This window comes from Mesorhizobium sp. M0998 (genome assembly GCF_040318885.1).
Lineage (GTDB): Bacteria > Pseudomonadota > Alphaproteobacteria > Rhizobiales > Rhizobiaceae > Mesorhizobium.
The window spans coordinates 133309-154793 of the sequence record NZ_JAMYND010000005.1; the positions used below are offsets into that span (position 1 = coordinate 133309).

18 protein-coding genes are annotated in these 21485 nt (G+C 64.0%); 12 read left to right on the top strand and 6 right to left on the bottom strand.

Features of this window, described 5'->3' with window-relative positions; all coding sequences use genetic code 11:
- Positions 1 to 8: 8 nt before the first annotated feature.
- From NKH59_RS06935 to NKH59_RS06955, 5 genes are all read right to left on the bottom strand, one after another.
- A complete protein-coding gene (locus tag NKH59_RS06935; RefSeq protein WP_352613172.1) occupies positions 9 to 476 on the bottom strand; it encodes a Ros/MucR family transcriptional regulator in 468 nt (155 codons plus the stop codon).
- Between the two features lie 164 nt (positions 477 to 640).
- Positions 641 to 1345, bottom strand: a complete 705-nt coding sequence (locus tag NKH59_RS06940; RefSeq protein WP_352818354.1) for an ROK family protein — start codon at positions 1343 to 1345, stop codon at positions 641 to 643.
- A 19-nt stretch (positions 1346 to 1364) separates the two neighbouring features.
- Positions 1365 to 2741 carry a glucose-6-phosphate dehydrogenase gene (gene zwf / locus NKH59_RS06945; RefSeq protein WP_353021395.1) on the bottom strand — a complete coding sequence of 459 codons (1377 nt, stop codon included), beginning with the start codon at positions 2739 to 2741 and terminating at the stop codon, positions 1365 to 1367.
- A gap of 22 nt (positions 2742 to 2763) precedes the next feature.
- Positions 2764 to 3780 (bottom strand): phosphogluconate dehydrogenase (NAD(+)-dependent, decarboxylating), encoded by a 1017-nt coding sequence (gene gnd, locus NKH59_RS06950; protein ID WP_352767430.1) that lies wholly within the window; start codon positions 3778 to 3780, stop codon positions 2764 to 2766.
- A gap of 100 nt (positions 3781 to 3880) precedes the next feature.
- Complete coding sequence (locus tag NKH59_RS06955; protein WP_353021397.1) at positions 3881 to 6292, bottom strand: glucan 1,4-alpha-glucosidase; 2412 nt, start codon at positions 6290 to 6292, stop codon at positions 3881 to 3883.
- Positions 6293 to 6509: 217 nt separating this feature from the next.
- On the opposite strand from NKH59_RS06955, the gene NKH59_RS06960 reads away from it, so the two are divergent.
- From NKH59_RS06960 to NKH59_RS06980, 5 genes are all read left to right on the top strand, one after another.
- Positions 6510 to 7523, top strand: coding sequence for an ABC transporter substrate-binding protein (locus tag NKH59_RS06960; protein WP_352481006.1), 1014 nt, complete (start codon positions 6510 to 6512; stop codon positions 7521 to 7523).
- A gap of 47 nt (positions 7524 to 7570) precedes the next feature.
- The gene (locus NKH59_RS06965; RefSeq protein WP_353021398.1) at positions 7571 to 9091 is read left to right on the top strand and encodes a sugar ABC transporter ATP-binding protein; all 1521 of its coding nucleotides are present in this window, start codon (positions 7571 to 7573) and stop codon (positions 9089 to 9091) included.
- 1 nt (position 9092) lies between these two features.
- On the top strand, positions 9093 to 10067 hold the full coding sequence (locus NKH59_RS06970) for an ABC transporter permease (protein WP_023678190.1): 975 nt from the start codon (positions 9093 to 9095) through the stop codon (positions 10065 to 10067).
- A 2-nt stretch (positions 10068 to 10069) separates the two neighbouring features.
- On the top strand, positions 10070 to 11017 hold the full coding sequence (locus tag NKH59_RS06975; RefSeq protein ID WP_352540864.1) for an ABC transporter permease: 948 nt from the start codon (positions 10070 to 10072) through the stop codon (positions 11015 to 11017).
- 121 nt (positions 11018 to 11138) lie between these two features.
- The gene (locus NKH59_RS06980) at positions 11139 to 13208 is read left to right on the top strand and encodes a 3-hydroxyacyl-CoA dehydrogenase NAD-binding domain-containing protein (RefSeq protein ID WP_353013879.1); all 2070 of its coding nucleotides are present in this window, start codon (positions 11139 to 11141) and stop codon (positions 13206 to 13208) included.
- 8 nt (positions 13209 to 13216) lie between these two features.
- Here the strand turns inward: NKH59_RS06980 and NKH59_RS06985 are convergent, their stop codons facing one another.
- On the bottom strand, positions 13217 to 14029 hold the full coding sequence (locus NKH59_RS06985; RefSeq protein ID WP_352470752.1) for a response regulator transcription factor: 813 nt from the start codon (positions 14027 to 14029) through the stop codon (positions 13217 to 13219).
- A 114-nt stretch (positions 14030 to 14143) separates the two neighbouring features.
- Between NKH59_RS06985 and NKH59_RS06990 the strand changes: the two genes are divergently transcribed.
- From NKH59_RS06990 to NKH59_RS07020, 7 genes are all read left to right on the top strand, one after another.
- The gene (locus NKH59_RS06990) at positions 14144 to 15274 is read left to right on the top strand and encodes an ABC transporter ATP-binding protein (RefSeq protein WP_352540866.1); all 1131 of its coding nucleotides are present in this window, start codon (positions 14144 to 14146) and stop codon (positions 15272 to 15274) included.
- Complete coding sequence (locus NKH59_RS06995; RefSeq protein WP_352470751.1) at positions 15255 to 16418, top strand: ABC transporter substrate-binding protein; 1164 nt, start codon at positions 15255 to 15257, stop codon at positions 16416 to 16418. The genes NKH59_RS06990 and NKH59_RS06995 overlap by 20 nt, the downstream gene beginning before the upstream one ends.
- Before the next feature lie 76 nt (positions 16419 to 16494).
- Complete coding sequence (locus tag NKH59_RS07000; RefSeq protein WP_353021400.1) at positions 16495 to 17358, top strand: ABC transporter permease; 864 nt, start codon at positions 16495 to 16497, stop codon at positions 17356 to 17358.
- Positions 17358 to 18170, top strand: a complete 813-nt coding sequence (locus tag NKH59_RS07005) for an ABC transporter permease (RefSeq protein ID WP_353013882.1) — start codon at positions 17358 to 17360, stop codon at positions 18168 to 18170. The genes NKH59_RS07000 and NKH59_RS07005 overlap by 1 nt, the downstream gene beginning before the upstream one ends.
- Positions 18171 to 18182: 12 nt before the next feature.
- A complete protein-coding gene (locus NKH59_RS07010) occupies positions 18183 to 18944 on the top strand; it encodes an SDR family NAD(P)-dependent oxidoreductase (RefSeq protein WP_352540870.1) in 762 nt (253 codons plus the stop codon).
- A 142-nt stretch (positions 18945 to 19086) separates the two neighbouring features.
- Positions 19087 to 20292 carry a 3-oxoadipyl-CoA thiolase gene (gene pcaF / locus NKH59_RS07015; RefSeq protein ID WP_353013884.1) on the top strand — a complete coding sequence of 402 codons (1206 nt, stop codon included), beginning with the start codon at positions 19087 to 19089 and terminating at the stop codon, positions 20290 to 20292.
- Between the two features lie 152 nt (positions 20293 to 20444).
- On the top strand, positions 20445 to 21476 hold the full coding sequence (locus NKH59_RS07020) for a BMP family protein (RefSeq protein WP_353013887.1): 1032 nt from the start codon (positions 20445 to 20447) through the stop codon (positions 21474 to 21476).
- Positions 21477 to 21485: the final 9 nt, after the last annotated feature.

Below are 21485 nucleotides of genomic sequence, written 5' to 3' on the forward strand. Positions count from 1 at the left end.
ACGATGCTTTAGGCCGTCGCCTTGGCCTTCCTGCCCCTACCCTTGACGGGCGTGGGCGCGGGCGGGGCTTTGCGGCCGAGACCGATCGCCTTGGCCAGCTGCGAACGCGAGGCCGCGTAGTTGGGGGCGACCATCGGGTAGTCCGACGGCAGGCCCCATTTGGCGCGATAGGCGTCGGGCGTCAGCCCGAAATGAACGCCGATATGGCGCTTCAAGGATTTGAACTTCTTGCCGTCCTCGAGACAGATGATGTAGTCCGGCGTCACCGATTTCTTGGGATTGACGGCAGGCGTCAGCGGCGCGGCGACCGGCACTGCCGGTTGCCCGAGCCCGCCTATGGAAGCGCTGACGCTGGCGATGAGATCGCCGAGGCCGGAAGCCGGCAAGCGGTTCTTCTCGACATAGGCGGACACGATATGGGCGGTCAGCTCGAGCAGGTCGATATTTTTGCGAGCGTTGTTGTTGTCGTCGGTCAATCTATCTCTCCGTCCATGGGGGTCGCAGAAATTCCTAGTCGGCAAATCTGCGCAATGCAATGACGCCGCACCACGTCACACATTATTTTGAATAATAATACTAACGGCAGCGCGGGATTAACAACCCTGAGCCGGTGCTCGATAATATCAGACAATCAGCAATATCAAATAATCAGGGATTTGTCGCGCCATAGTCGAAATCCGCCCTCGAAGGCGCGTGTGTTGTCGCCGCGTCTGCAATCGGCGGGCAAGTCGGTGAGTTCGTCGACATTGCCGCCGCCGATGACCACGTAGTCCGGCTGCATGGCGGCGCGAAGCCGGTCGACCACGTCGAAGACGTGTTTGCGCCATTTCTTCTTGCCGCGCTTTTGCAGGCCGCGTTCGCCGACATAGTCTTCGAAACTGCCGCGCTTCTTGTAGGGAAGATGGGCAAGCTCCATCGGCTGGGCAACGTTATCGACGATCATCGCGGCCCCAAGGCCGGTGCCGAGGCCAAGGAACAGCATGCGGCCGCCCTCATAACTGCCGATGGCCTGCATGAGCGCATCGTTAACGACCTTGACCGGTTTGCCGAACTCGGCGGCGAAATCGCAGCCGACCCAGCCCTTGCCGAGATTGGCGGGTTCGGTCAGCGGCCGGTTGTGGTGCACCGGGCCCGGATAGCCCATCGAGACGACATCGTAGTGCAGCCCTTCGGCGAGCGTCTTCACCGCCGCGACCATCTGCTGCGGCGTAAGCTCCGGTCCGGAAGCGGTCTTGCGCTCGTCGCCGCCGGCACTGGTGCGGATCTTGACGTGCGAGCCGCCGATATCGATCGCAAGCACGATCTTTTCTTCCTCCGATGCCGGGTGCCTCACCGCCTTGGCCATCGCCTTCGCCTCCCAGAAATCATTTCGCCGGATTGATCCAGCCGTTCGGCGGCCCGAATCCAGCCATGGCTTCGGCCGGCCCCCATGTCTTTGGCGCGTAGACAGGGGGCGGCGTGGTGTCGCCGAGCACCGGGCCGACGATGCGCCAGGCGAGCTCGCTGGCGTCCTGGCGGGTGAACAGCTGGCCGTTGCCGTTCATGGCGTCGCCGATCAACCGCTCGTAAGGCGGCATGTCGCCCTTCGAATCGTCGAGCGCGGTGAGCTCGACCTGCTCACCGACCATGTCATCGCCGGGCGCCTTGCGCCGGGCTCCGATCGAGATCGCCACCTGAGGATCGATGCGGAAGCGCACGTGATTGCAGTCGCCGGGCTTGATCGGATCGAAGACGTCGAGCGGCGGCCGCTTCAGTTGCACGATGACCTCGGTGGCGTGCACCGGCAGGGATTTGCCGGCGCGAATGAAGAACGGCACATCCTGCCAGCGCCAGGTATCGACGAAAAAGCGCACCGCCGCGAAGGTCTCGACCGGCGAGTTCGGCGCCACGCCCGGCTCGTTGAGATAGCCGTCGAACTGCCCGCGCACCACATCGTCCCTGGTCAGCGTCCGGATCGCCCGCAGGACCTGCACCTTCTCGTCGATGAGATCGTCGGCCGAGCGGCCGACCGGCGGTTCCATGGCGAGCAGCAAGAGGATATTGAGCAGATGGTTTTCGATGACGTCGCGAATGCAGCCGACCTCGTCATAGAAGCGGCCGCGGCCCTCGACGCCGAAATCCTCGGCCATGGTGATCTGCACGCTCTCGACGTAATTGCGGTTCCAGATCGGCTCGAGGAAGGAATTGGCGAAGCGGAAACAGAGCAGGTTCTGGATCGCCTCCTTGCCGAGATAATGGTCGATGCGGAAGATCGACTTTTCATCGAAGACCAGATGCAGCACCCGGTTCAGCCAGCGCGCCGATTGCAGATCGTGGCCGAACGGCTTTTCCACCATCAGGCGCGCGCCCTGGGCGGCGCCCGACTGCTCCAGCCCCTGGACGACCACCTCGAACATCGCCGGCGGCACCGCCAGATAGTGCAGCGGCCGCTCAGCGCTGCCGAGCGCGGTCTTCAGCTTCTCGAAGGTCGCAGGCGCCCGATAGTCGCCACTGACATAGCGCAGCAACGATGCAAGCCTGGCAAAGATCTTGTCGTCGATGCTGCCCAAGGCGTTGACGATGCCGTCGCGGGCGCGCGCCTGCAGCTTGGCCAGGTCCCAGGGATCGAAGGCGACGCCGATCACCGGCTCGTTCAGCGTCCCTTTGGCCACCATGGCGTAAAGGGCGGGGAAGATCTTCTTGTGGGCGAGATCGCCGGTGGCGCCGAAAAGCACCAGCGTGTCCGATCGTTCCTGGCTCATGGGCGTGCCTCCCTGTCGCCCGTCACGAGCCGGCCTTGGGTTTTTCGACATGGCCGCCAAAGGCATAGCGCATGGCGGACAGAAGCTTGTCGGCGAATTCGGATTCGCCTTGCGAGGAGAACCTGTCGAACAGCGCCGAGGACAGCACCGGCGCCGGCACGCCGGTGTCGATCGCCGCCTTCAGCGTCCAGCGGCCTTCGCCGGAATCCGAGACCCGCCCGCCGAACTGCGTCAACGACGAATCGGCCTTCAGTACGCCGGCCGTCAGGTCGAGCAGCCACGAGCCGATGACGCTGCCGTGCCGCCAGACCTCGGCCACTTCAGCGATGTCGATGTCGAACTGGTAATATTGCGGGTTTTCCAGCGGGCTGGTTTCGGCATCGGCGGTGCGCTGCCGTTTGCCGACATTCGCCGACTTCAGGATGTTCATGCCTTCGGCATAGGCGGCCATAACGCCATATTCGATACCGTTATGGACCATCTTGACGAAATGGCCGGCGCCGCTTGGTCCGCAGTGAAGATAGCCGAAGGGCGAGGTTCCGGCATCCTTGGCAGGAGCGGGCGAAGCGGCGTCGGCGCCCGGCGCCAGCGTTGCGAAGACCGGATCGAGATGCTGGACCGCGCTGTCGGGGCCGCCGATCATCAGGCAGTAGCCGCGCTCGAGGCCCCAGACGCCGCCGCTGGTGCCGACATCGACATAGCTCAAGCCTTTCAAGGCGAGGCGCGCGGCGTGGTCGACGGCCTCGTGATAATAGGAATTGCCGCCGTCTATGATGATGTCGCCCGGCTCCATCAGGGCAGCCACCTGGTCGACGATCTTGCCGGTGATCGCCGCAGGCAGCATCAGCCAGGCGCTGCGCGGCTTCGCCAGCTTGCCGACGAACTCCTCCATCGACGCCGCTCCGACCGCGCCGGCGCTCACAAGCGCGGCGACGCTCGCCGGGTTAATATCGTAGACGACGCATTCGTGGCCATCGCGCAGCAGGCGCCGAACCATGTTGGCGCCCATCCGGCCCAGTCCCATCATTCCTATCTGCATGGTCTCGTCCTGCCTTACTTGAGGGATCGATGATCTAGTGGCGCCGTGATTGAAGCATGATCTTGTCCGAAAACCGGTCTCCACTTTGCGGGGTCATGCTCTATCCTGTATCGCCGATGCCGACAGAAAAGTCAGCATTCTCCCAATGGCCGCTATCGGGCCAGAAGAAAGTGAAGACAATGCTATTGCCCGGGCTATTGCCTGGAGCAATCTCGGCAACCTTCAATTCCGCAAAATGGATGCCGAAAGCATTCGCGGTGGTCTCGGTGTCATGGACGGTTGCCCAATTGTCGCTGCTCCAATGAACCACCGCCCGGGCCAGAAGTTCGATGCGCAGCGCCTTGCCTGCCGGGATGGTACGGATCTTGTGGTTGAAGCGCCATGCCCTGAAGCGCGACACCGTCCTGCCCTCGATATAGCGCTTGACGCCTTGCGGCGGCATGTCGAACACCGTGCCGTCGCGCAGCGACCGCAGCAGCTTGATGTGCTCGGAATGCGCCCAGACCAGCGGCTTGGCGCTGCCGGAGGGCCCGCCATGCCGCAATTCGCGCTCCGGCATGTCGGGACCGTCCCAGACCTGCTCCGGCAGCAGGCCGCCCGGTCCGGCAGAGTTCTCGAACGTCCTGAGCAGGCTTGCCGCACTATCCCTGCGGCCTGCCGCCAGCTCGTAATGAGCACGCTCGCCGACCAGCAGCGGCCAGGGCCGGCCCCGGCCGGTTCCATCGAAGGGCGCGCCGTCGGCATGCTCGCCATAGCCATCGCCATTGTAGCGGTACCAGAGCGGGCCCTGCGGCAGTTCGCAGCGCAATTGCGCGTCGATGACCTTGACCGTGTCGAGGATGCGCGGATCGTCGGCCGCCCTGAGGCCGAAGCGGACCAGCGCCAGCGCATCCGGGCTGACGATCGCCTTGGCCGGCCGGTCCGTATCGGCCGGCGGGCGGTTCTTGATCGGGACGTAGCCGTCTTTCGGCGATGCCGCGCCGGCTTTGTCGGGCGGCGCGATGCGGACATAGTAGCCTTCGACGCTGGCTTGCTCGCATGCGGCGGTGCCGGCCACGTAGGTCCAGCGCTCGATCTGATCGTTCCAGACATCGGCGGTTTCGCGCAGATAGTTTGCCGGCTCTGTTTTGCCGGCGGCATCGAAGATGTCCGCAGCCGCAAGCAATGCGGCGATCTCGACCGCAAGTGTGAACGGGCTGTAGCCGGCGTCTTCTTCCCAGCGGTCCTCGCCGGTGACCGGGCCGTTGCGCACGACATAGGCGGCAGCGCGCTCGATCATCGGCATGAAGGAGGAGAGTGCGGCAGGCGGCAAATGGCCGGCGCGGCGCAGTGCGTCGGCAAGCAGCAGCGGGAAGGCGCATTCGTCCATCTGGATGCCCGGCCAATAGGCCGATCCGTCGAGCCAGGCGTTCTGCGGCCAATGGCCGTCCGGCTGCTGGATCGAGCGCAGATAGCCAAGGATGCGCAAGGCTTCCGCCGGGTCGCCGGCAGCGAGGAAGCCGCCGGCGGTTTCGACCAGATCGCGCGGCCAGACCAGGTGATAGCCGCCGAGATCGTCGTCGCCCTTGTTGAAGCCCCACGGGATCGACAGGCTGGCAACGGCTGCTCCGGCGGACGACCGGTGTGTCGCCAGCACCGCCGTGCTGAGGCGGTAGCTGTTGAGGCCGGACGCCGCATGCCGGTCCAGCGGCAGCAATCCGGCCTGCCATTTGCGCCATTTGTCGACGTAGGATCCGGCTGCGGGCTCAAAACCTTGCCTCAGGCTGGCGAAAGCGGTTTCCGCCGCCTGTTGCGGCGTCGTGCCGAAGCCCAGCGCCAGCAATATTTTTGGGTTCGCAGCCGAAAAGGCGATCTCGCCGGTCAGCGCGACATTGCCGTCCTCGGCCCTGCGGCAGGCCGGATCGAGCCGGCCGCCTTGACCAAGCTGCTGCCAGCCGTCGGAGACGCCGACATAGCCGGCCGAGCACGCCTTCCACGGCACCGACGAGGCGAGCGCCAGGCAGGTGCCGCGTCCCGATGCAAACAGGACAGGCTGTCCTTCATGGTCGTCGATCCAGGCGGTGTTGCCCATGCCGGCGTTGACGAGGTGCGGTGCCAGCAGCGCGTAGACGCGGTAGTCGGCGGCCGCGCCTTTGAGCGGCGTGAACATGATCTCCTGCAGCAAGACGGGACGTTCCGGATCCGTCAGGATGCGCTTTTCGATCCTGTAGGTTCCATCGCTCGCGGTGTTGACCAGCCGGTAGGCAGGCACCCCGTCCGCCAGGGGTTCGATACTGTGTTCGGCGTCGCGTTTTTCTTCCGAGAAATAGCCGTCGGGTCCGGTGACGATCAGCCCCAGATCGCGGGTGCATGCGCTATCGAGGCGCGGGTAGTAGATCTCGTTGAGGATACCGTGGCTGATGGTGAACCAGATCGGGCAGGCCGGCGAGAGCGCGGTGCCGACGCCGCTCTTGGCGCTCGAGGTCCAGCGTGCCGGAATGCCGGGTGCACCCGGGGCAAGGTTCGTCGCCATTCAATCGGTCTCCAGTGCCATCCCTAGACCAGGAGTCGAACCGGTTTCAATGATTGCACCGCAAGTTGATCGCCGGCCATGGTTTGATGTTGACAGCTTGCCGCCTATCTGCATTTGTCTGATAATAGATAAAAAACAAGATTGTGAGCGTATCAGCCAATACCACCAGCCAGCCATTAACCACCAGTAAGACAGCAACTCACGGGAGGAGTATGACATGAGGAAAATATTCGCTTTGGGGGCTCTTGCGGCGATGCTCGCCGCAGGTACCGCGCTTGCCGATACCAGCGGCAAGAAAATCGCCTTCTCCAACAATTACGCCGGCAATTCCTGGCGGCAGGCGATGCTGGACAGCTACGCCATCGTTACCAAGAAGGCGGTTGCCGACAAGGTGGTCGGCGCCGCGGACGTCTTCACGACGGCCGACAAGGAAGTGCCGACGCAAGCAGCCCAGGTGCAGAACCTGATCCTGCAGGGCTATGACGCGATCGTCATCAACGCGGCGTCTCCGGATGCGCTCAACGGCGCCATCAAGCAGGCCTGCGACGCCGGCATCGTCGTCGTCTCCTTCGACGGTATCGTCACCGAACCCTGCGCCTACCGCGTCGTCGTCGACTTCAAGGACATGGGCAAGCAGGAAGTCGAGCAGATGGCCAAGTTCCAGCCCAAGGGCGGCAACCTGCTGGAAATCCGCGGCCTCGCCGGCACCTCGATCGACGATGCCATCCATGCCGGCATCCTCGAAGGCGTCGCTGCCCATCCCGAGTTCAAGATCGTCGGCTCGGTGACCGGCGACTGGGACCAGACCACGGCACAGAAAGCCGTAGCGACGATCCTGCCTTCGCTGCCGGATGTTGTCGGGGTCGTCGACCAGGGCGGTGACGGCTACGGCGCGGCGCAGGCTTTCGCCGCCGCCGGCAAGCCACGCCCGACCATCATCATGGGCAATCGCCAGGACGAGTTGCAGTGGTGGAAGGAGCAGAAGGAAAAGGACGGTTACAAGACCTGGTCGGCATCGATCGCACCGGGCGTATCGACGCTTGCCTTCTGGGTGGCGCAGCAGGTGCTCGACGGCCGCACCGACGTGCCGCACGACCTGCTGGTGCCCTATCTTGCCTTCACCCAGGACGATTTCGAGGCCGCGCTGCCGAAGATTCCGAAGGGCGGCGTCGCCAGCCACGAATACACGCAGGAAGACGCCATCGCGGCGATCAAGGCCAACATCAAGTGAGCATGGCACTATTGTTGCCGCCACGGATAACCGGGTATCGTTGAGGGATGCCGGAGGCCAATGCAGACATCATCAGGCCGGACGGCGCCGAAAAGCTTTTCGGCGCCGTCAGTTTGGACATCATAAGACTGGTCGGAGCCGAAAAACATTTCGGCGCCGTCAGGGCGCTCGCCGGTGTCGATTTCAGCGTTCGTGCCGGAGAATGCGTCGGTCTCGTCGGCCATAACGGCGCCGGAAAATCGACGCTCATGCATATGGTGGCGGGCACGCTTGCCCCCGACAGCGGGCAGATCGCGGTCCGCGGCGGTGTCGAGGCAAGTTATTCGGTGCCGCGCGCGCAGCAGCTCGGCATACGCTGTGTGTTCCAGGAGCTGTCGCTCTGCCCGAACCTCAGCGTCGCCGAGAACACGCGGATCAACCACGCGTCGCTGCATGGCTTCGGCTGGCGGCGCAAGGCGGCCGATCTGATCGCCGCCAAGCTCGACGAGATCTTCCCCGGCCACAGCATCTCGGCATCCGACATCGTCGGTGATCTTTCCATCACCAGCCGGCAGATGGTGGAGGTGGCGCGCGCCTTCACGGTCACGCAGGAGCCGCTCGAGCTGGTTATCCTCGACGAGCCGACATCCTCGCTCGACGCGCATACCGCCGGCCAGCTGCTGGCGTTCGTGCGCCGCTTCATCGCCGCCGGCAAGAGCTGCATCCTGATCTCGCATGTGTTGGGCGAAGTGCTCGGAAATGCCGACCGCATCGTGGTGATGCGCGACGGCAAGGTGGTCGCCGCCGGGCAGGCCGACGCCTTCGACCGCGACAGGCTGATGACGGCGATGGGCGGAGCGGAGGCGCGCGAGAAGACCGCCGCAGAGATTGCGAGCGGCAAGCCGGAGCCCAGCCCGCTGCGGGTCCGGGCGCGTCCGGCGCGACAGCAGGACGGCAACGAGCTTGTCGCCCGTGCAGGTGAAATCATCGGCCTTGCCGGACTTGCCGGGCATGGGCAGACCGATCTTTTGCTGGCTATCTTTGCTGCAGCTTCCCGTGCCAAGACCGGCATCGAGGTCACCGCGCCGGTGGCGCTGGTTGCCGGCGACCGCCAGTCGGACGGGATTTTTCCGCAATGGTCGATTGCCGAGAACATTGGCATCCGTTCGCTGGCGCGATTGCGCAACGGCCTCTTGATCTCGCCGCAGCGCGAAGCCGAGCTCGCCGAGTTGTGGCAGCGGAAAATCGGCATCCGTACGCCCGACATGAACAACAACATCTTCTCGCTGTCCGGCGGCAACCAGCAGAAGGCGCTGTTCGCGCGGGCGCTCGGCTCCGACGCCAAGATCGTGCTGATGGACGATCCGATGCGCGGCGTCGACATTGGCACCAAGCTTGAAGTCTACGACCTGGTGCGCGAGGAGGCTCGCCATGGCCGCACTTTCCTATGGTACACCACCGAAACCGAAGAGCTCGACAATTGCGACCACATCTATGTGTTCAAGAACGGCCGGATCGTCGCCAACCTTCGTCGCGACGAACTGACGGAGGAAAAGATCATCCAGTCGTCGTTCGGCGATGCGGCCTGAGATGACAGCGGTATCCGTCGAGAATGGGCTAAAATCTTCGGCTCGCGCCACCAGGCGGGCGCGCATGCTGCGCAGCCTGCTGCCGGCACTGTCGCTGGCGCTGGTGCTCATCGCCATCGCCTGGCTCAACCCGCGCGCCATCAGCTATTTCGGTTTCAGCCTGATGCTCAATCTGGCGATCCCGATCGCTCTGGCGACGATCGCGCAGATGTTCGTCATCGCCGGCAACGAGCTCGATCTGTCGATCGGCACCTTTGTCGGCTTCGTCGGCTGCGTGACGGCGACATGGCTGAAGGACGCGCCGCTGCTCGGCGTCGTGATCCTGCTCGGGTCGATCGGCGTCTACGCGCTGCTCGGCGCGCTGATCCATCTGCGCAACCTGCCCTCTATCGTGGTGACGCTCGGCATGAGTTTTGTCTGGCAGGGCATGGCCATCCTCATCCTGCCCAAGCCCGGCGGCAAGGCGCCGGACTGGCTGCTGGCGCTGATGGCCTTCAAGCCACCCTTCATTCCGTTCCCGATCATCGCGGCATTGCTGATCGCAGCCGTCGTCCACTTTGGCCTGATGCGTACCTCCTACGGCGTCATCCTGCGTGGATCGGGCGGCAACTCAGCCGCACTCAAGCGCGCCGGCTGGTCGCTGCTGCGCACCAAGATCGCGCTGTTTGCGCTGACCGGCCTGTTCGGCGTTTTGTCCGGCATGGCGCTGATCGGCATCACCACCTCGGCCGATGCCAATATCGGCAATGGCTACACGCTGCTTTCGATCGCCGGCGTCATCCTCGGCGGCGGCGAGTTCGTCGGCGGCCGGGTGTCGCCGATCGGCGCCGTCATCGGCGCGCTGACGCTGGCGCTGGCGGCATCGCCCCTCTTGACGTTCATGCACATTCCGCCCGACTGGCAGGTCGCCGCCAACGGCGCCATCCTGATCATCGTGCTGGCGGCGCGGGTGCTGATCAGCCGCAGGGAGAGGTGAGCATGGCATCGCTGCGGGCACTGCTCGCCAGACCCTGGATCTGGTCGTTCTTCGGGGCGCTGCTGGTGTGGCTGGCAACCATCGCCTTCACCGGCGGCTATGGCGGCGGCGGCATGATCACGGCGGCGCTGTCGCTCGCCGTCTTCACCGTCATCGTCGGCGTCGGGCAGATGTTCGTCATCACGCTCGGGCCGGGCAATGTCGACCTGTCGCTGCCGGCCAATATCGGCCTTGCCAGCGCCGTCGCCATGAAGGTCATGGACGGCAATGATGCGATGATCGCGGTCGGGCTGCTGGCCGCGCTGGCCTGCGGCATGGCGATCGGCGCCGTCAACTATCTGCTGATCTGGGCGCTGCGCATTCCGCCGATCATCGCGACGCTGTCGGCCAGCTTCGTCATCCAGTCGGTCGATATCAGCTATGGGCGGGGCCTGCAGATCAAGCCGCCGCCGGGCTTTGCCGACTTCACCAACTGGCAGGTGTTCGGCATCCCGGTGCTGGCGATCCTCACCGTGCTGTTCACCATCGGCGCCGGCATCGTTTTGCAGCGCATGATCTACGGACGCTCGGTGCTGGCGATCGGCCAGAACATCCGCGCTGCCTGGCTGGCCGGCGTCAATGTCGGCCGCACCCGCTTCCTCACCTACACGCTGTCGGGCGCGCTCGGCGGCCTCGACGGCGCACTGCTCGCCGGCTATTTCCGCGGCGCCAATGTCGATATCGGCAATGAGTATCTGCTGGCCTCGATCGCCGTCGTCGTCATCGGCGGCACGTCGGTGGCGGGCGGCAAGGCTAATGTGCCGGGGGTCTGGGGCGCGGCGCTGTTCCTGGTGCTGCTGTTGACCATGCTCAACACGTTCGGCGTCAGCGTCGGCGTCCGCCTGGTGCTGACCGGGCTGATCATCGTCGGCGTCATCACCGCCGCCGGTGGGCAGAAGGCGCTGCGCTAAGGCAAGGCCACCCGGCGGCGAGGGGATATCGATGCGGCCCGCAAAACACGTGGTTCCCATCCGCATGCCAGCGCTGTAAATCCCGTCGCGCTATTGGCCAACATCATTGCGTGAGGTTTGCGTGTCCGATTTCGTCAGCACTACAAGGCACGGCAACGTCGCGGTGGTGAGCATCGACAATCCGCCGGTCAACGCGCTGAGCTTCCATGTGCGCGAGCCGCTGATGCAGGCGCTCTTTTCCCTGCGCGACGAGCCGTCGGTCGGAGCAATCGTGATAGCATGCGCCGGGCGGACCTTCGTCGCCGGCGCCGACATCACCGAATTCGGCAAGCCGGCGCGGCAACCGGACCTGGGCGCCCTAGTCGCCATGCTGGAAACCATCGCCAAGCCGACGGTCGCGGCCATTCACGGCACTGCGCTCGGCGGCGGCCTGGAACTGGCGCTCGGCTGCCATTTCCGTGTTGCCGACCGAACGGCAAGGCTCGGCCTGCCGGAAGTCAAGCTCGGCCTGCTGCCGGGCGGCGGCGGCACGGTTCGCCTGCCGCGCCTGGTTGGTCCGCTGAAGGCACTCAACATGATCGTTTCGGGAACGCCTATCGGTGCGGCCGAGGCGCTCGCCGCCGGCCTGGTGGATGCCGTCTTCGATGGCGACCTGACCGCGCAAGCGGTGAGTTTCGCCAACGAAACGGCCGCGAAAGGCGGTCCGTTCACGCCGGTGCGCGACCGCAATGATCGCCTCGACCAGGCCGACTTGCCGGCGTTCGACAAGGAAGCGGCAGTGCTTGCCGGCAAAGCACGCGGCCTCGAGGCGCCGATCGCCTGTGCGCAGTCGGTTCGCAACGCCCTGACGCTGCCCTTCGACGAAGCGCTGGCGGCGGAGCGCGACCTGTTCGTCAAACTTGTCGCCGGGGACCAATCACGCGCGCAGCGGCATTTGTTCTTCGCTGAACGTGAGGCGGCAAAGATTGCCGGCAAGGACGTCGTCAGGCGCAAGATCGCCCGGGTCGGCGTCATCGGCGCCGGCACGATGGGCGGCGGCATCGCCATGGCGTTCGCCAACGGCGGCGTCGCCGTGACCTTGCTGGAAGCGACACACGAGGCCTTGCAGCGCGGGCTGGCGACGATCAACAAGAATTATGCCGTTTCCGTCATCCGCGGCTCGCTGAGCGAAGACGCCAAGCGCCAACGGCTTGGGTTGTTCAAGGGTTCCACCGACTATGCCGATCTTGCCGATTGCGACCTGATCGTCGAGGCCGTGTTCGAGGAGATGGCGGTCAAGAAGGATGTCTTCGGCAGGCTCGATGCCGTGGCCAAACCGGGCGCGATCCTCGCCACCAACACTTCCTATCTCGATGTCAACGAAATCGCCGCTTCGACGTCGCGGCCGCAAGATCTCCTCGGCATGCATTTCTTTTCGCCGGCTAACGTCATGAAGCTTTTGGAAATCGTCCGCGCCGACAAGACTTCGCCCGACGTGCTGGCGACCATCGTCGATCTGGCACGGCGGATCGGCAAGGTGCCGGTCGTCGTCGGCGTCTGCCACGGCTTCGTCGGCAACCGCATGCTGGCGGCGCGCGGTGCGGAACTGGAGACGCTTCTGCTGGAAGGCGCAATGCCGCGCCAGGTCGACCAGGTGTTCACCGATTTCGGCTGGCCGATGGGGCCGTTCGAGATGAGCGATCTCGCCGGCCTCGACATAGGCTGGCGCAACCGCAAGGCGAGTGGCCAGACGGCCGTGATCGCCGATGCGTTGTGCGAACAGGGACATTTCGGCCAGAAGACCGGCAGCGGCTTCTATCGCTACGAAGGCGGTTCGCGCACGCCGCTGCCCGATCCCGATGTCGAGGCGCTGATCCGCAACAAGGCTGCCGAGCGCGGTATTGCACCGCGCGCGATCGGCGCCGAGGAGATCATCGAGCGGACGCTCTATCCGATGATCAACGAGGGCGCCAAAATCCTCAAGGAAAAGATTGCCGCCCGCGCCTCCGATATCGACGTCGTCTGGGTCAACGGCTACGGCTTCCCGGTCGGCAAGGGCGGGCCGATGTTCTGGGCGAGCCTCGAAGGCGTGGACAAGATCATCCAGCGGCTGGATCACTGGCACCAGCAGACCGGCAAGGATGTCTTTCGAGTGGCACCCCGGCTCAGGCAAATGGCCGAAACCGGTTCCTGGGACGGCGCTGCCGGCTGAACTTGGGACTACCGAATCCGTGCGTCCATGATCTCGACAAAACGCGCGAACAGACCCGCCTGCGACTTTATCTTGAGCTTGCGGTAAATGTTGCGGCGATGAACTTTTACGGTTCCCGGCACGATGCGCATCGCCCTGGCAATCGATTCCGTGGAATGGCCCTGAAGCACCAGATCGACGACATGCTGTTCGCGCGGCGTGAGCGAAAGGCTCTTCCAGATGTGAGCACGTTCGAACTCACTGACCGGAGTAATCGCCTCGTCTTGCTTCGTCCCAACCGGTCCGTCAGCCGGAAGGGTAGGCCAGCGTAGCCTGACGAGGCTGATCACCGCAGGCGCCATGTCGCGCAGCAACCTGGCATCGGCGGTTCCGAACGGCCCCGAAGCGCGCAATCGCATTAGCGAGACCACCAGCGCGTCCTTTCCCGGCAGCGGCACGAAAAAGCCGACCTCCTCCGCAAGCCTGGTCTGGCTGTAATAGGAGCGGTAATATTCGCTGGCATAGAAGCGATCCGGCGCCAATTCGCGCATGCGCCAAAAGCCTTCCTTGCGCTCGACTGCCGCATGGTGGAACGGATCGAGCAGATAAGGCCCTTCCTGATAGAGCGCAACGAAGACGTGGCTTTCGGCCGGCGAGAATGTCTCGAACAGCAGCGGCGGGCGTGAGGCGCCGCGATAGCCGAAGATCACGCAATGATCGAAGCTGACATGCTGGCGGAGCCAGGCGACCATCGCCTTGCCGAAAAGCTCGCCGCTCGTCTCCCGCGTCGCTGCGATGAGCGCAGCGAGCCGGCTGTATTCATCGCTGCGTGAAACGCCCAATTCATACCCCTCCATACGAGAAAATAGACGAAATATACCACCTGGGAGGTATATACTAGCCGCCATTGGCTCTGATAGCGTTTCGAGACCAACTAGCCGCTGGAGCCCGCAGCTTTGACCGCAGTGCCCGACATCGAGTTTCGCGGGGTCACCAAACGCTACGGCAGCGTGATCGCGGTCAGCGGCATCGATCTTGCCATCCCGCCGTCTGCCTTTGTCGCGTTGCTCGGGCCGTCCGGCTGCGGCAAGACAACCTGTTTGCGCATGATCGGCGGTTTCGAACAGCCAAGCGAAGGTGTGGTATTCATCCGTGGCCGCGACATGGCCGGCACGCCGCCCTATCGGCGGCCGGTCAACATGGTGTTCCAGCAATATGCGTTGTTTCCGCATCTGGATGTGGCGGACAACGTCGCCTATGGCCTACGCCAGGCGCGGCCGCGCCTGTCGTCGCGGGAGATCAGCCTGAAGGCAGGCGAGGCGCTCGCCATGGTTCGGCTTGCGGGCTATGGACGCCGCAAGATCCATGAGCTTTCCGGCGGCCAGCAGCAGCGTGTCGCCCTGGCGCGGGCGCTGGTCAACAAGCCGGCGGTGCTGCTGCTCGACGAGCCCCTGGCGGCGCTCGACAAGAAGCTGCGCACCGACATGCAGATAGAGCTGCAGAACCTGCAGCGCGAGATCGGCATCACCTTCGTCCTGGTCACCCACGATCAGGAAGAGGCACTGTCGATGAGCGATTTCGTCTGCGTCATGAATGGCGGGCGCATCGTCCAGCTTGGGCAGCCGAGCGAAATCTACGACGAACCCGCCGACCTCTTCGTCGCCGATTTCGTCGGCAAGACCAATCTCTTGAGCGGCAAGGTCGTCGGGCTCTCGGGCAAGCTCGTCGAGATAGCGCTTGCCGACGGCACCGTCATCGCCGCGCGCAAGCGCACTTCGCTAGCCCAGGGCGAAGCCGTCTCGGTCAGCCTGCGTCCTGAATCCTTAAGTCTCGGCGCGCCCGGAAGCGGCCGGCTGAACGGGCTTGTCCGCAACCGGATCTTTCTCGGTTCCACCGCGGAATATGCAATCGAGGTCCAAGGCATCGGGACACTGCTCGCCAAGGCCGATCATCTGGTTGGCGGTGGAAATCTCTTCAAGCCGGGTGAACCCGTCGCCGTCGGCTTTACAGCCGGAACGCCGCTGGCGTTTCCGGAGAATAACGGGACCAACCAGAGGGAAAACAAAAATGTCGAAATCGTATCGTGACGGACTGCCGATAAGCCCTGAAAAATTCGTCGACCAGTTGATGCGCCTCAAGCGCGGTTCCATCGGCCGCCGCGAGTTCCTTGGCCTCACCGGCCTAGGCATCGCAACGGCAGTAATGGCCCGCGAACTCGGCATCATGCCGTCGCCAGCCTTCGCCCAGGAGGGGCTTGGCGACCGCATGTCGATTGCCACCTGGCCCAATTATCACGACCCGGCGACGTTCGAGAATTTCAAGGCCGAAACCGGCGTTGCCGTCGAGGTGAACGTGTTCGGGTCAAACGAGGAGATGCTGGCCAAGCTGCAGGCCGGCGCCTCGGGCTGGAGCCTTTTCGTTCCGACCAACTACACGATCTCGACTTACAAGAAGCTTGGCATCATCGAGGCGCTGGATATGGCCAAGCTTGCCAATTATGACGGCTCGCAAGAAGACCCGCGCTTCACTGGGGAAGGCACGATCGATGGCGTGACCTACGCGGTGCCGAAGAATTGGGGCACCACCGGCTTTGCCGTCAACACCAAGAAACTGACCAAGCCGATGACAAGCTGGAAGGAATTCTGGGACACGGCCATGGCGGAGGGCGACGGCCGGACCATGGTTCATGATTACCAGCTGACCACGATCGGCAACGCGCTGAAATATTTCGGCTTCTCGTTCAACTCGCTGAAGCCGGACGAACTCGCCAAGGCGGAGGAATTGCTGCTGAAGGTCAAGCCGCATCTGTTCGCGGTCTCCAGCGACTACCAGCCGTCGATGCGTGCCGGCGACGCCTGGATGACGATGTGCTGGACCAATGACGGGGCGCAGCTCCACCGCGACATCCCCGAAATCGCCTACGTGCTTGGCAAGGAAGGCGGCGAGATCTGGACCGACTTCTACGCAATACCCAAGGATGCGCCGAACAAGCCTGCCGGCTATGCCTTGCTCAACTATTTGATGAACCCGAAAGTCGCGGTCAAGGAGCACCTGGCCAACGGCGCGCCTTCCACCGATGCGCGGGTCAATGCGCTGCTGCCCAAGGAGGTGCTGGACAATCCGATCCTCTATCCGGCGGCGGATCTGCTGAAGCCGCTCGAATTCGGTGCGGCCGCAACGCTAACCGATCCGGGCCGGGCCGAATTGATGGCACGCTTCAAGTCGGCTTGAACCTGGCAGGCTACAGGCTCGATGCAGGCAACTCCCCGGCGGACAGATGTCCGCCGGCACCGGGGCGGTTTTTTCAATGCGCAGCAATGTCCTTCGTCACAATCTCCTGACCGCCCTGCTGCTCGGTCCAGCAACTGCGTGGCTGGTGGTGTTTTTAGTTTTGCCGTTCGTGGCGATTGCCGTTTTCAGCGTCGGCGGGCGCGCGCCGGAAGGCGGCTATCAGGCCGCTTTCACCTTGGCGCAGTTTGCCAATCTTCCGGCGCGGGCGACCGCCTTCTGGAACACCATGGTGCTGGCGCCGGCGGGCGCACTGGCCTGTCTTCTCGTTGCCTATCCGGTCGCCTATTACCTCGCTTTGCGCGCGCCGGAACGGTGGCGGCTGATCCTGCTGGCGCTTGTCGTCATCCCGTTCTGGACCAGCCTGCTGATGCGAACCTATGCCTGGATGTATGTGCTTGGCGGGCGCGGCATCCCAGCTCTCCTGGCCTATGTCGGGATGGAGGACGTGCGGCTGATCAACACGCCGGGAGCGGTTCTGCTCGGCATCGTCTATGGTTATCTGCCGCTGATGATCCTGCCGATCTATGTCAGCCTCGAGCGGCTCGACCGCCGGCTGCTGGAGGCCTCCGCCGATCTCGGCGCGACGCCGATCTCGACATTCCTCGGCGTGACGCTGCGGCTGTCGCTGCCAGGTGTGATGACCGGCTTCTCGCTGGTCATGATCCTGCTGCTCGGCGAATATCTGATCCCGACGCTACTCGGCGGCGGCAAGGTCTTCTTCATCGGCAACGCGCTGGTCGATCTGTTCCTGCAATCGCGCAATTGGCCATTCGGATCGGCAATCGCCATCACACTTGTGGCGGTTTCAGTGGTCGTGCTGCTTGCCGCGAACCGCATTTCGATCCGGCTTTCGGGTGCCCGCCGGGTGGACCTGATCTGATGCGTGCCTTCGTCGTTGCGGTCTTTGCCTTTCTCTACCTGCCGATCGCGCTGGTAGTGCTGTTTTCGTTCAACGCCGGCCACCACGCCAGCGAGTTCATTGGCTTCTCGGTGCAATGGTACGGCAAGGCACTAGCAAACCCGTTCCTGGTCGAAGCGCTGAAGAACAGCCTGTTCATCGCCACGACCAGCGCCTTGCTGGCGGCGCTGTGCGGCACGGCCGCCGCGGTTGGCCTGGCGCGTGTCGGGGCGCGGACGCGAGCCGTGTTCGATGCGCTTTTGGGTGCTGCGATCGTCGTTCCTGGTGTCGTCATCGGCATCTCGACGCTGGTCGCGCTGGTCCAGCTATTCGGGGTGGTCAACCCGTTTGTCGCTTCGCTGTGGCCGAACGACCAGCCACCGCGCCTGGCGCTCGGCTATGGCTCGATCATCGCCGCGCACGGGCTGTTTTCGATGGCGCTGGTGGCGATGATTGTCGGCACGCGCCTCGGCAGCCTCGACCGCAATCTGGTCGAGGCCTCGAGCGATCTTTACGCCACCCCGCTGACGACGTTCCGCAGCATCGTGTTGCCGCAGATCATGCCGGCGGTGATCGCCGGCTTCCTGCTCGCCTTCACATTCTCCTTCGACGATTTCATCGTCGCGTTCTTCGTCGCCGGCGCACAGACGACGTTGCCGATCTATGTCTTCGCCTCGATCCGGCGCGGGGTCACGCCGGAGATCAATGCCATCGCGACGATCGTGCTCGTCGCCTCCGTTCTGCTCGTGGTGCTTGCCCAATGGCAACTGCGGCAACGAAAACCATCACACTGAAAGATAAAAAACATGATTCTGAGAGATCGCATCGCCGTGGTGACGGGTGCCGGGTCGGGGATCGGGCGTGCCGGCGCCATGATGATGGCCAGGGAAGGTGCGCTCGTGGTGATCGCCGACAGGGACCAGGCGGCGGGGGAAGCAACCGCCTCCGACATTCGTGCGGCGGGCGGTCGGGCCGAGGCCGTCGCCACCGACGTCGGCGAGGATGCGGCGGTCGAGCAGCTCATTGCGAGAACGCTGGGCCGGCATCGGCGGATCGACATCCTGCACAATCATGCCGGGATCCAGGTCGGCGGCACGCTGACCGAAGTCGGCGCCGACGGCATGGATGCCTCCTGGCGGATCAATGTGCGGGCGCAGTTCCTGGCGGCCAGGCTGGTCATGCCGTCGATGATCGCGCAAGGCGGCGGGGTGATCCTGAATACCGCCTCAAATTCGGGTGTGTTCTACGACCGCGAAATGATCGCCTACGCAACGTCAAAACATGCAGTGGTGGCGATGACCCGGCAGATGTCGCTCGACTATGCCAAACACAATGTCCGCATCAACGCGCTGTGCCCCGGCTGGGTCGATACGCCCTTCAACGAGCCGTTCATCGCGCAGATGGGCGGGCGGGCGGCGATCGAGAACTATGTCCGCACCAAAATTCCCATGCAGCGCTGGGCCAGCGCGGAGGAAATCGCCGAAGCGATCCTGTTCCTCGTCTCCGACCGCTCGTCCTTCATGACCGGCCAGGCGCTGGTGATCGACGGTGGAGAAAGCATCGGCTGATCCGCCGCTCCCGGCGGGCGGCAGCTGAAATTCTCTTTGGCCTAACGGCCGGCGGCGAGATGTGCTTTCGTCTCAAGGAGAATGCGGCCAACATGGCTGGGTCGGGAGCAGAAATCATCAGCGCAACCGGGAAGGCTGTATAATGGCCGAGGCCTATATCTGCGACTACATCCGCACGCCGATCGGACGCTTCGGCGGTTCGTTGTCGGCGGTCCGTGCCGACGATCTCGGCGCTATACCTCTGAAGGCGCTGGTCGAGCGCAATCCAAACATCGACTGGGCTGCCATCGACGACATCGTCTATGGCTGCGCCAACCAGGCCGGCGAGGACAACCGCAATGTGGCGCGCATGGCGCTGCTGCTGGCCGGCCTGCCGAAGGAGGTTTCGGGCTCGACCGTCAACCGTCTCTGCGGTTCGGGCATGGATGCGGTGATGATTGCTGCCCGCGCCATCAAGGCCGGCGAGGCGGAGCTGATGATATCAGGCGGCGTCGAATCGATGAGCCGCGCTCCGTTCGTGCTGCCGAAGGCAGAGACCGCCTTTTCGCGCAATGCCGAGATTTACGACACCACGATCGGCTGGCGCTTCATCAATCCGCTGATGAAGAAGCAATACGGCGTCGATTCGATGCCGGAGACCGGCGAGAACGTGGCGGAAGAGTTCGCTGTCTCCCGCGCCGACCAGGACGCATTTGCCGTGCGCAGCCAGGACAAGGCTGTAGCCGCACAAGCCAATGGCCGGCTGGCAAAGGAAATCACGCCGGTGACGATCGCGCAGCGCAAGGGCGATCCGGTCGTTGTCGACAGAGATGAGCATCCCCGCGGGGGCACGTCGATCGAAGCGTTGGCCAAGTTGCCGACGCCGTTCCGGCAAGGCGGCACGGTTACGGCCGGCAATGCCTCGGGCGTCAATGACGGCGCCGCGGCGCTGATCGTCGCCTCGGAAGCAGCCGCGAAAAGATACGGGTTGACGCCGATCGCCCGTATCCTCGGCGGTGCCACCGCCGGCGTCGCTCCGCGCATCATGGGCATCGGTCCGGTGCCGGCCACGCAGAAGCTGTGTGCCCGGCTCGGCCTGAAGCCACAACAGTTCGATGTCGTCGAGCTCAACGAGGCCTTCGCCTCGCAAGGCATCGCCGTGCTGCGCCAGCTCGGCATTGCCGAGGATGCGGAGCACGTCAACCCGAATGGCGGTGCCATCGCGCTCGGTCATCCGCTCGGCATGTCCGGCGCGCGCATCACCGGCACGGCGGCGCTGGAGCTGCGCGAACGCAGCGCCCGCTATGCACTTGCCACCATGTGCATCGGCGTTGGCCAGGGCATCGCCGTGGCGCTGGAGCGATTGTGAGCAAGCGTCGATTTGCCGGGCCATTTAATGGCGCGTTCCGCCCACTCAAATTTGACCATGTGGACAAAAGCCGGGCACCGTTCCATAGTTCCTTCGCCGATATTCCAGAGAAGAGAGCCGGCTCGACACGGCGCCAATCAGAGGGGCATGCAATGGACAACGGGAAGAGCAGAATCCAATCGAAACGCGAAGAGCTTTCGCGCCGCAACGTGCTGGAGCTGGGCGCGCTCGGCCTGGCGGCGGCGATGCTGCCGGGCAGCGCCTTTGCCAAGACCAAGAAGCTGAAAGTGGCGGCGATCTTCGCCACGCCGATCGAGGAGCCGTGGGACAACCAGATCCATGTTGCCCTGCAGAAGGCCGAGAAGGAACTCGGCATCGAATACAAATGGTCGGAGAAGGTGCAGACGGCCGATTTCAGCCGCGTCATGCGCGAATATGCGCAGGGCGGCTATGAGCTGGTGCTGGGCGATGCCTTCGCCGCCGAGCGCGAATCGCGCAGGACCGCCAAGCAGTTCCCGAAGACCGCCTTCCTGTTCGGCTCCGGCGCCGGGCCGGCCGAGCCGAATTTCGGCGTCTTCGACAACTGGATTCACGAGCCGGCCTATCTGTCCGGGATGATCGCCGGAAAAATGTCGAAATCGGGCACGGTCGGCGCCGTCGCGGCGATGGGCATTCCGGAAGTGAACCGGCTGGTCAACGCCTTCTTTGCCGGCGCCAGGGAGGTCAATCCCGACATCAAGAAGAAGGTCGCCTTCATCGGCTCGTTCTTCGATCCGCCAAAAGCAAAGGAAGCGGCCGTCGCCCAGATCGACGCCGGCGTCGACGTCATCTATGCCGAGCGCTTCGGCGTCATCGAAGCGGCGGCGGAGAAGAAGATCCTCGCCATCTCCAACATGTCGGACCAGTCGAGCCTCGGCCCCGACACCGTGATCACCGGGCCGGTCTGGGACATGTATCCGACCGTCGAGCAGGCGATCAAGCTGGTCAAGGCCGGCGTCTTCACCGCGCAGGATTACGGCGATTTCTCGCGCATGGCCAAGGGCGGCTCGTACCTCGCGCCCTACCACAAGTTCGACAAGACGCTGCCGGCCGAGGTCAAGGAACTGGTCGAGAAGAAGAAGGCGGAGATCCTCGACGGCAATTTCCGCGTCGACGTCGATGAGAATACGCCGGTCTCGGACTGAGCGCTGTCT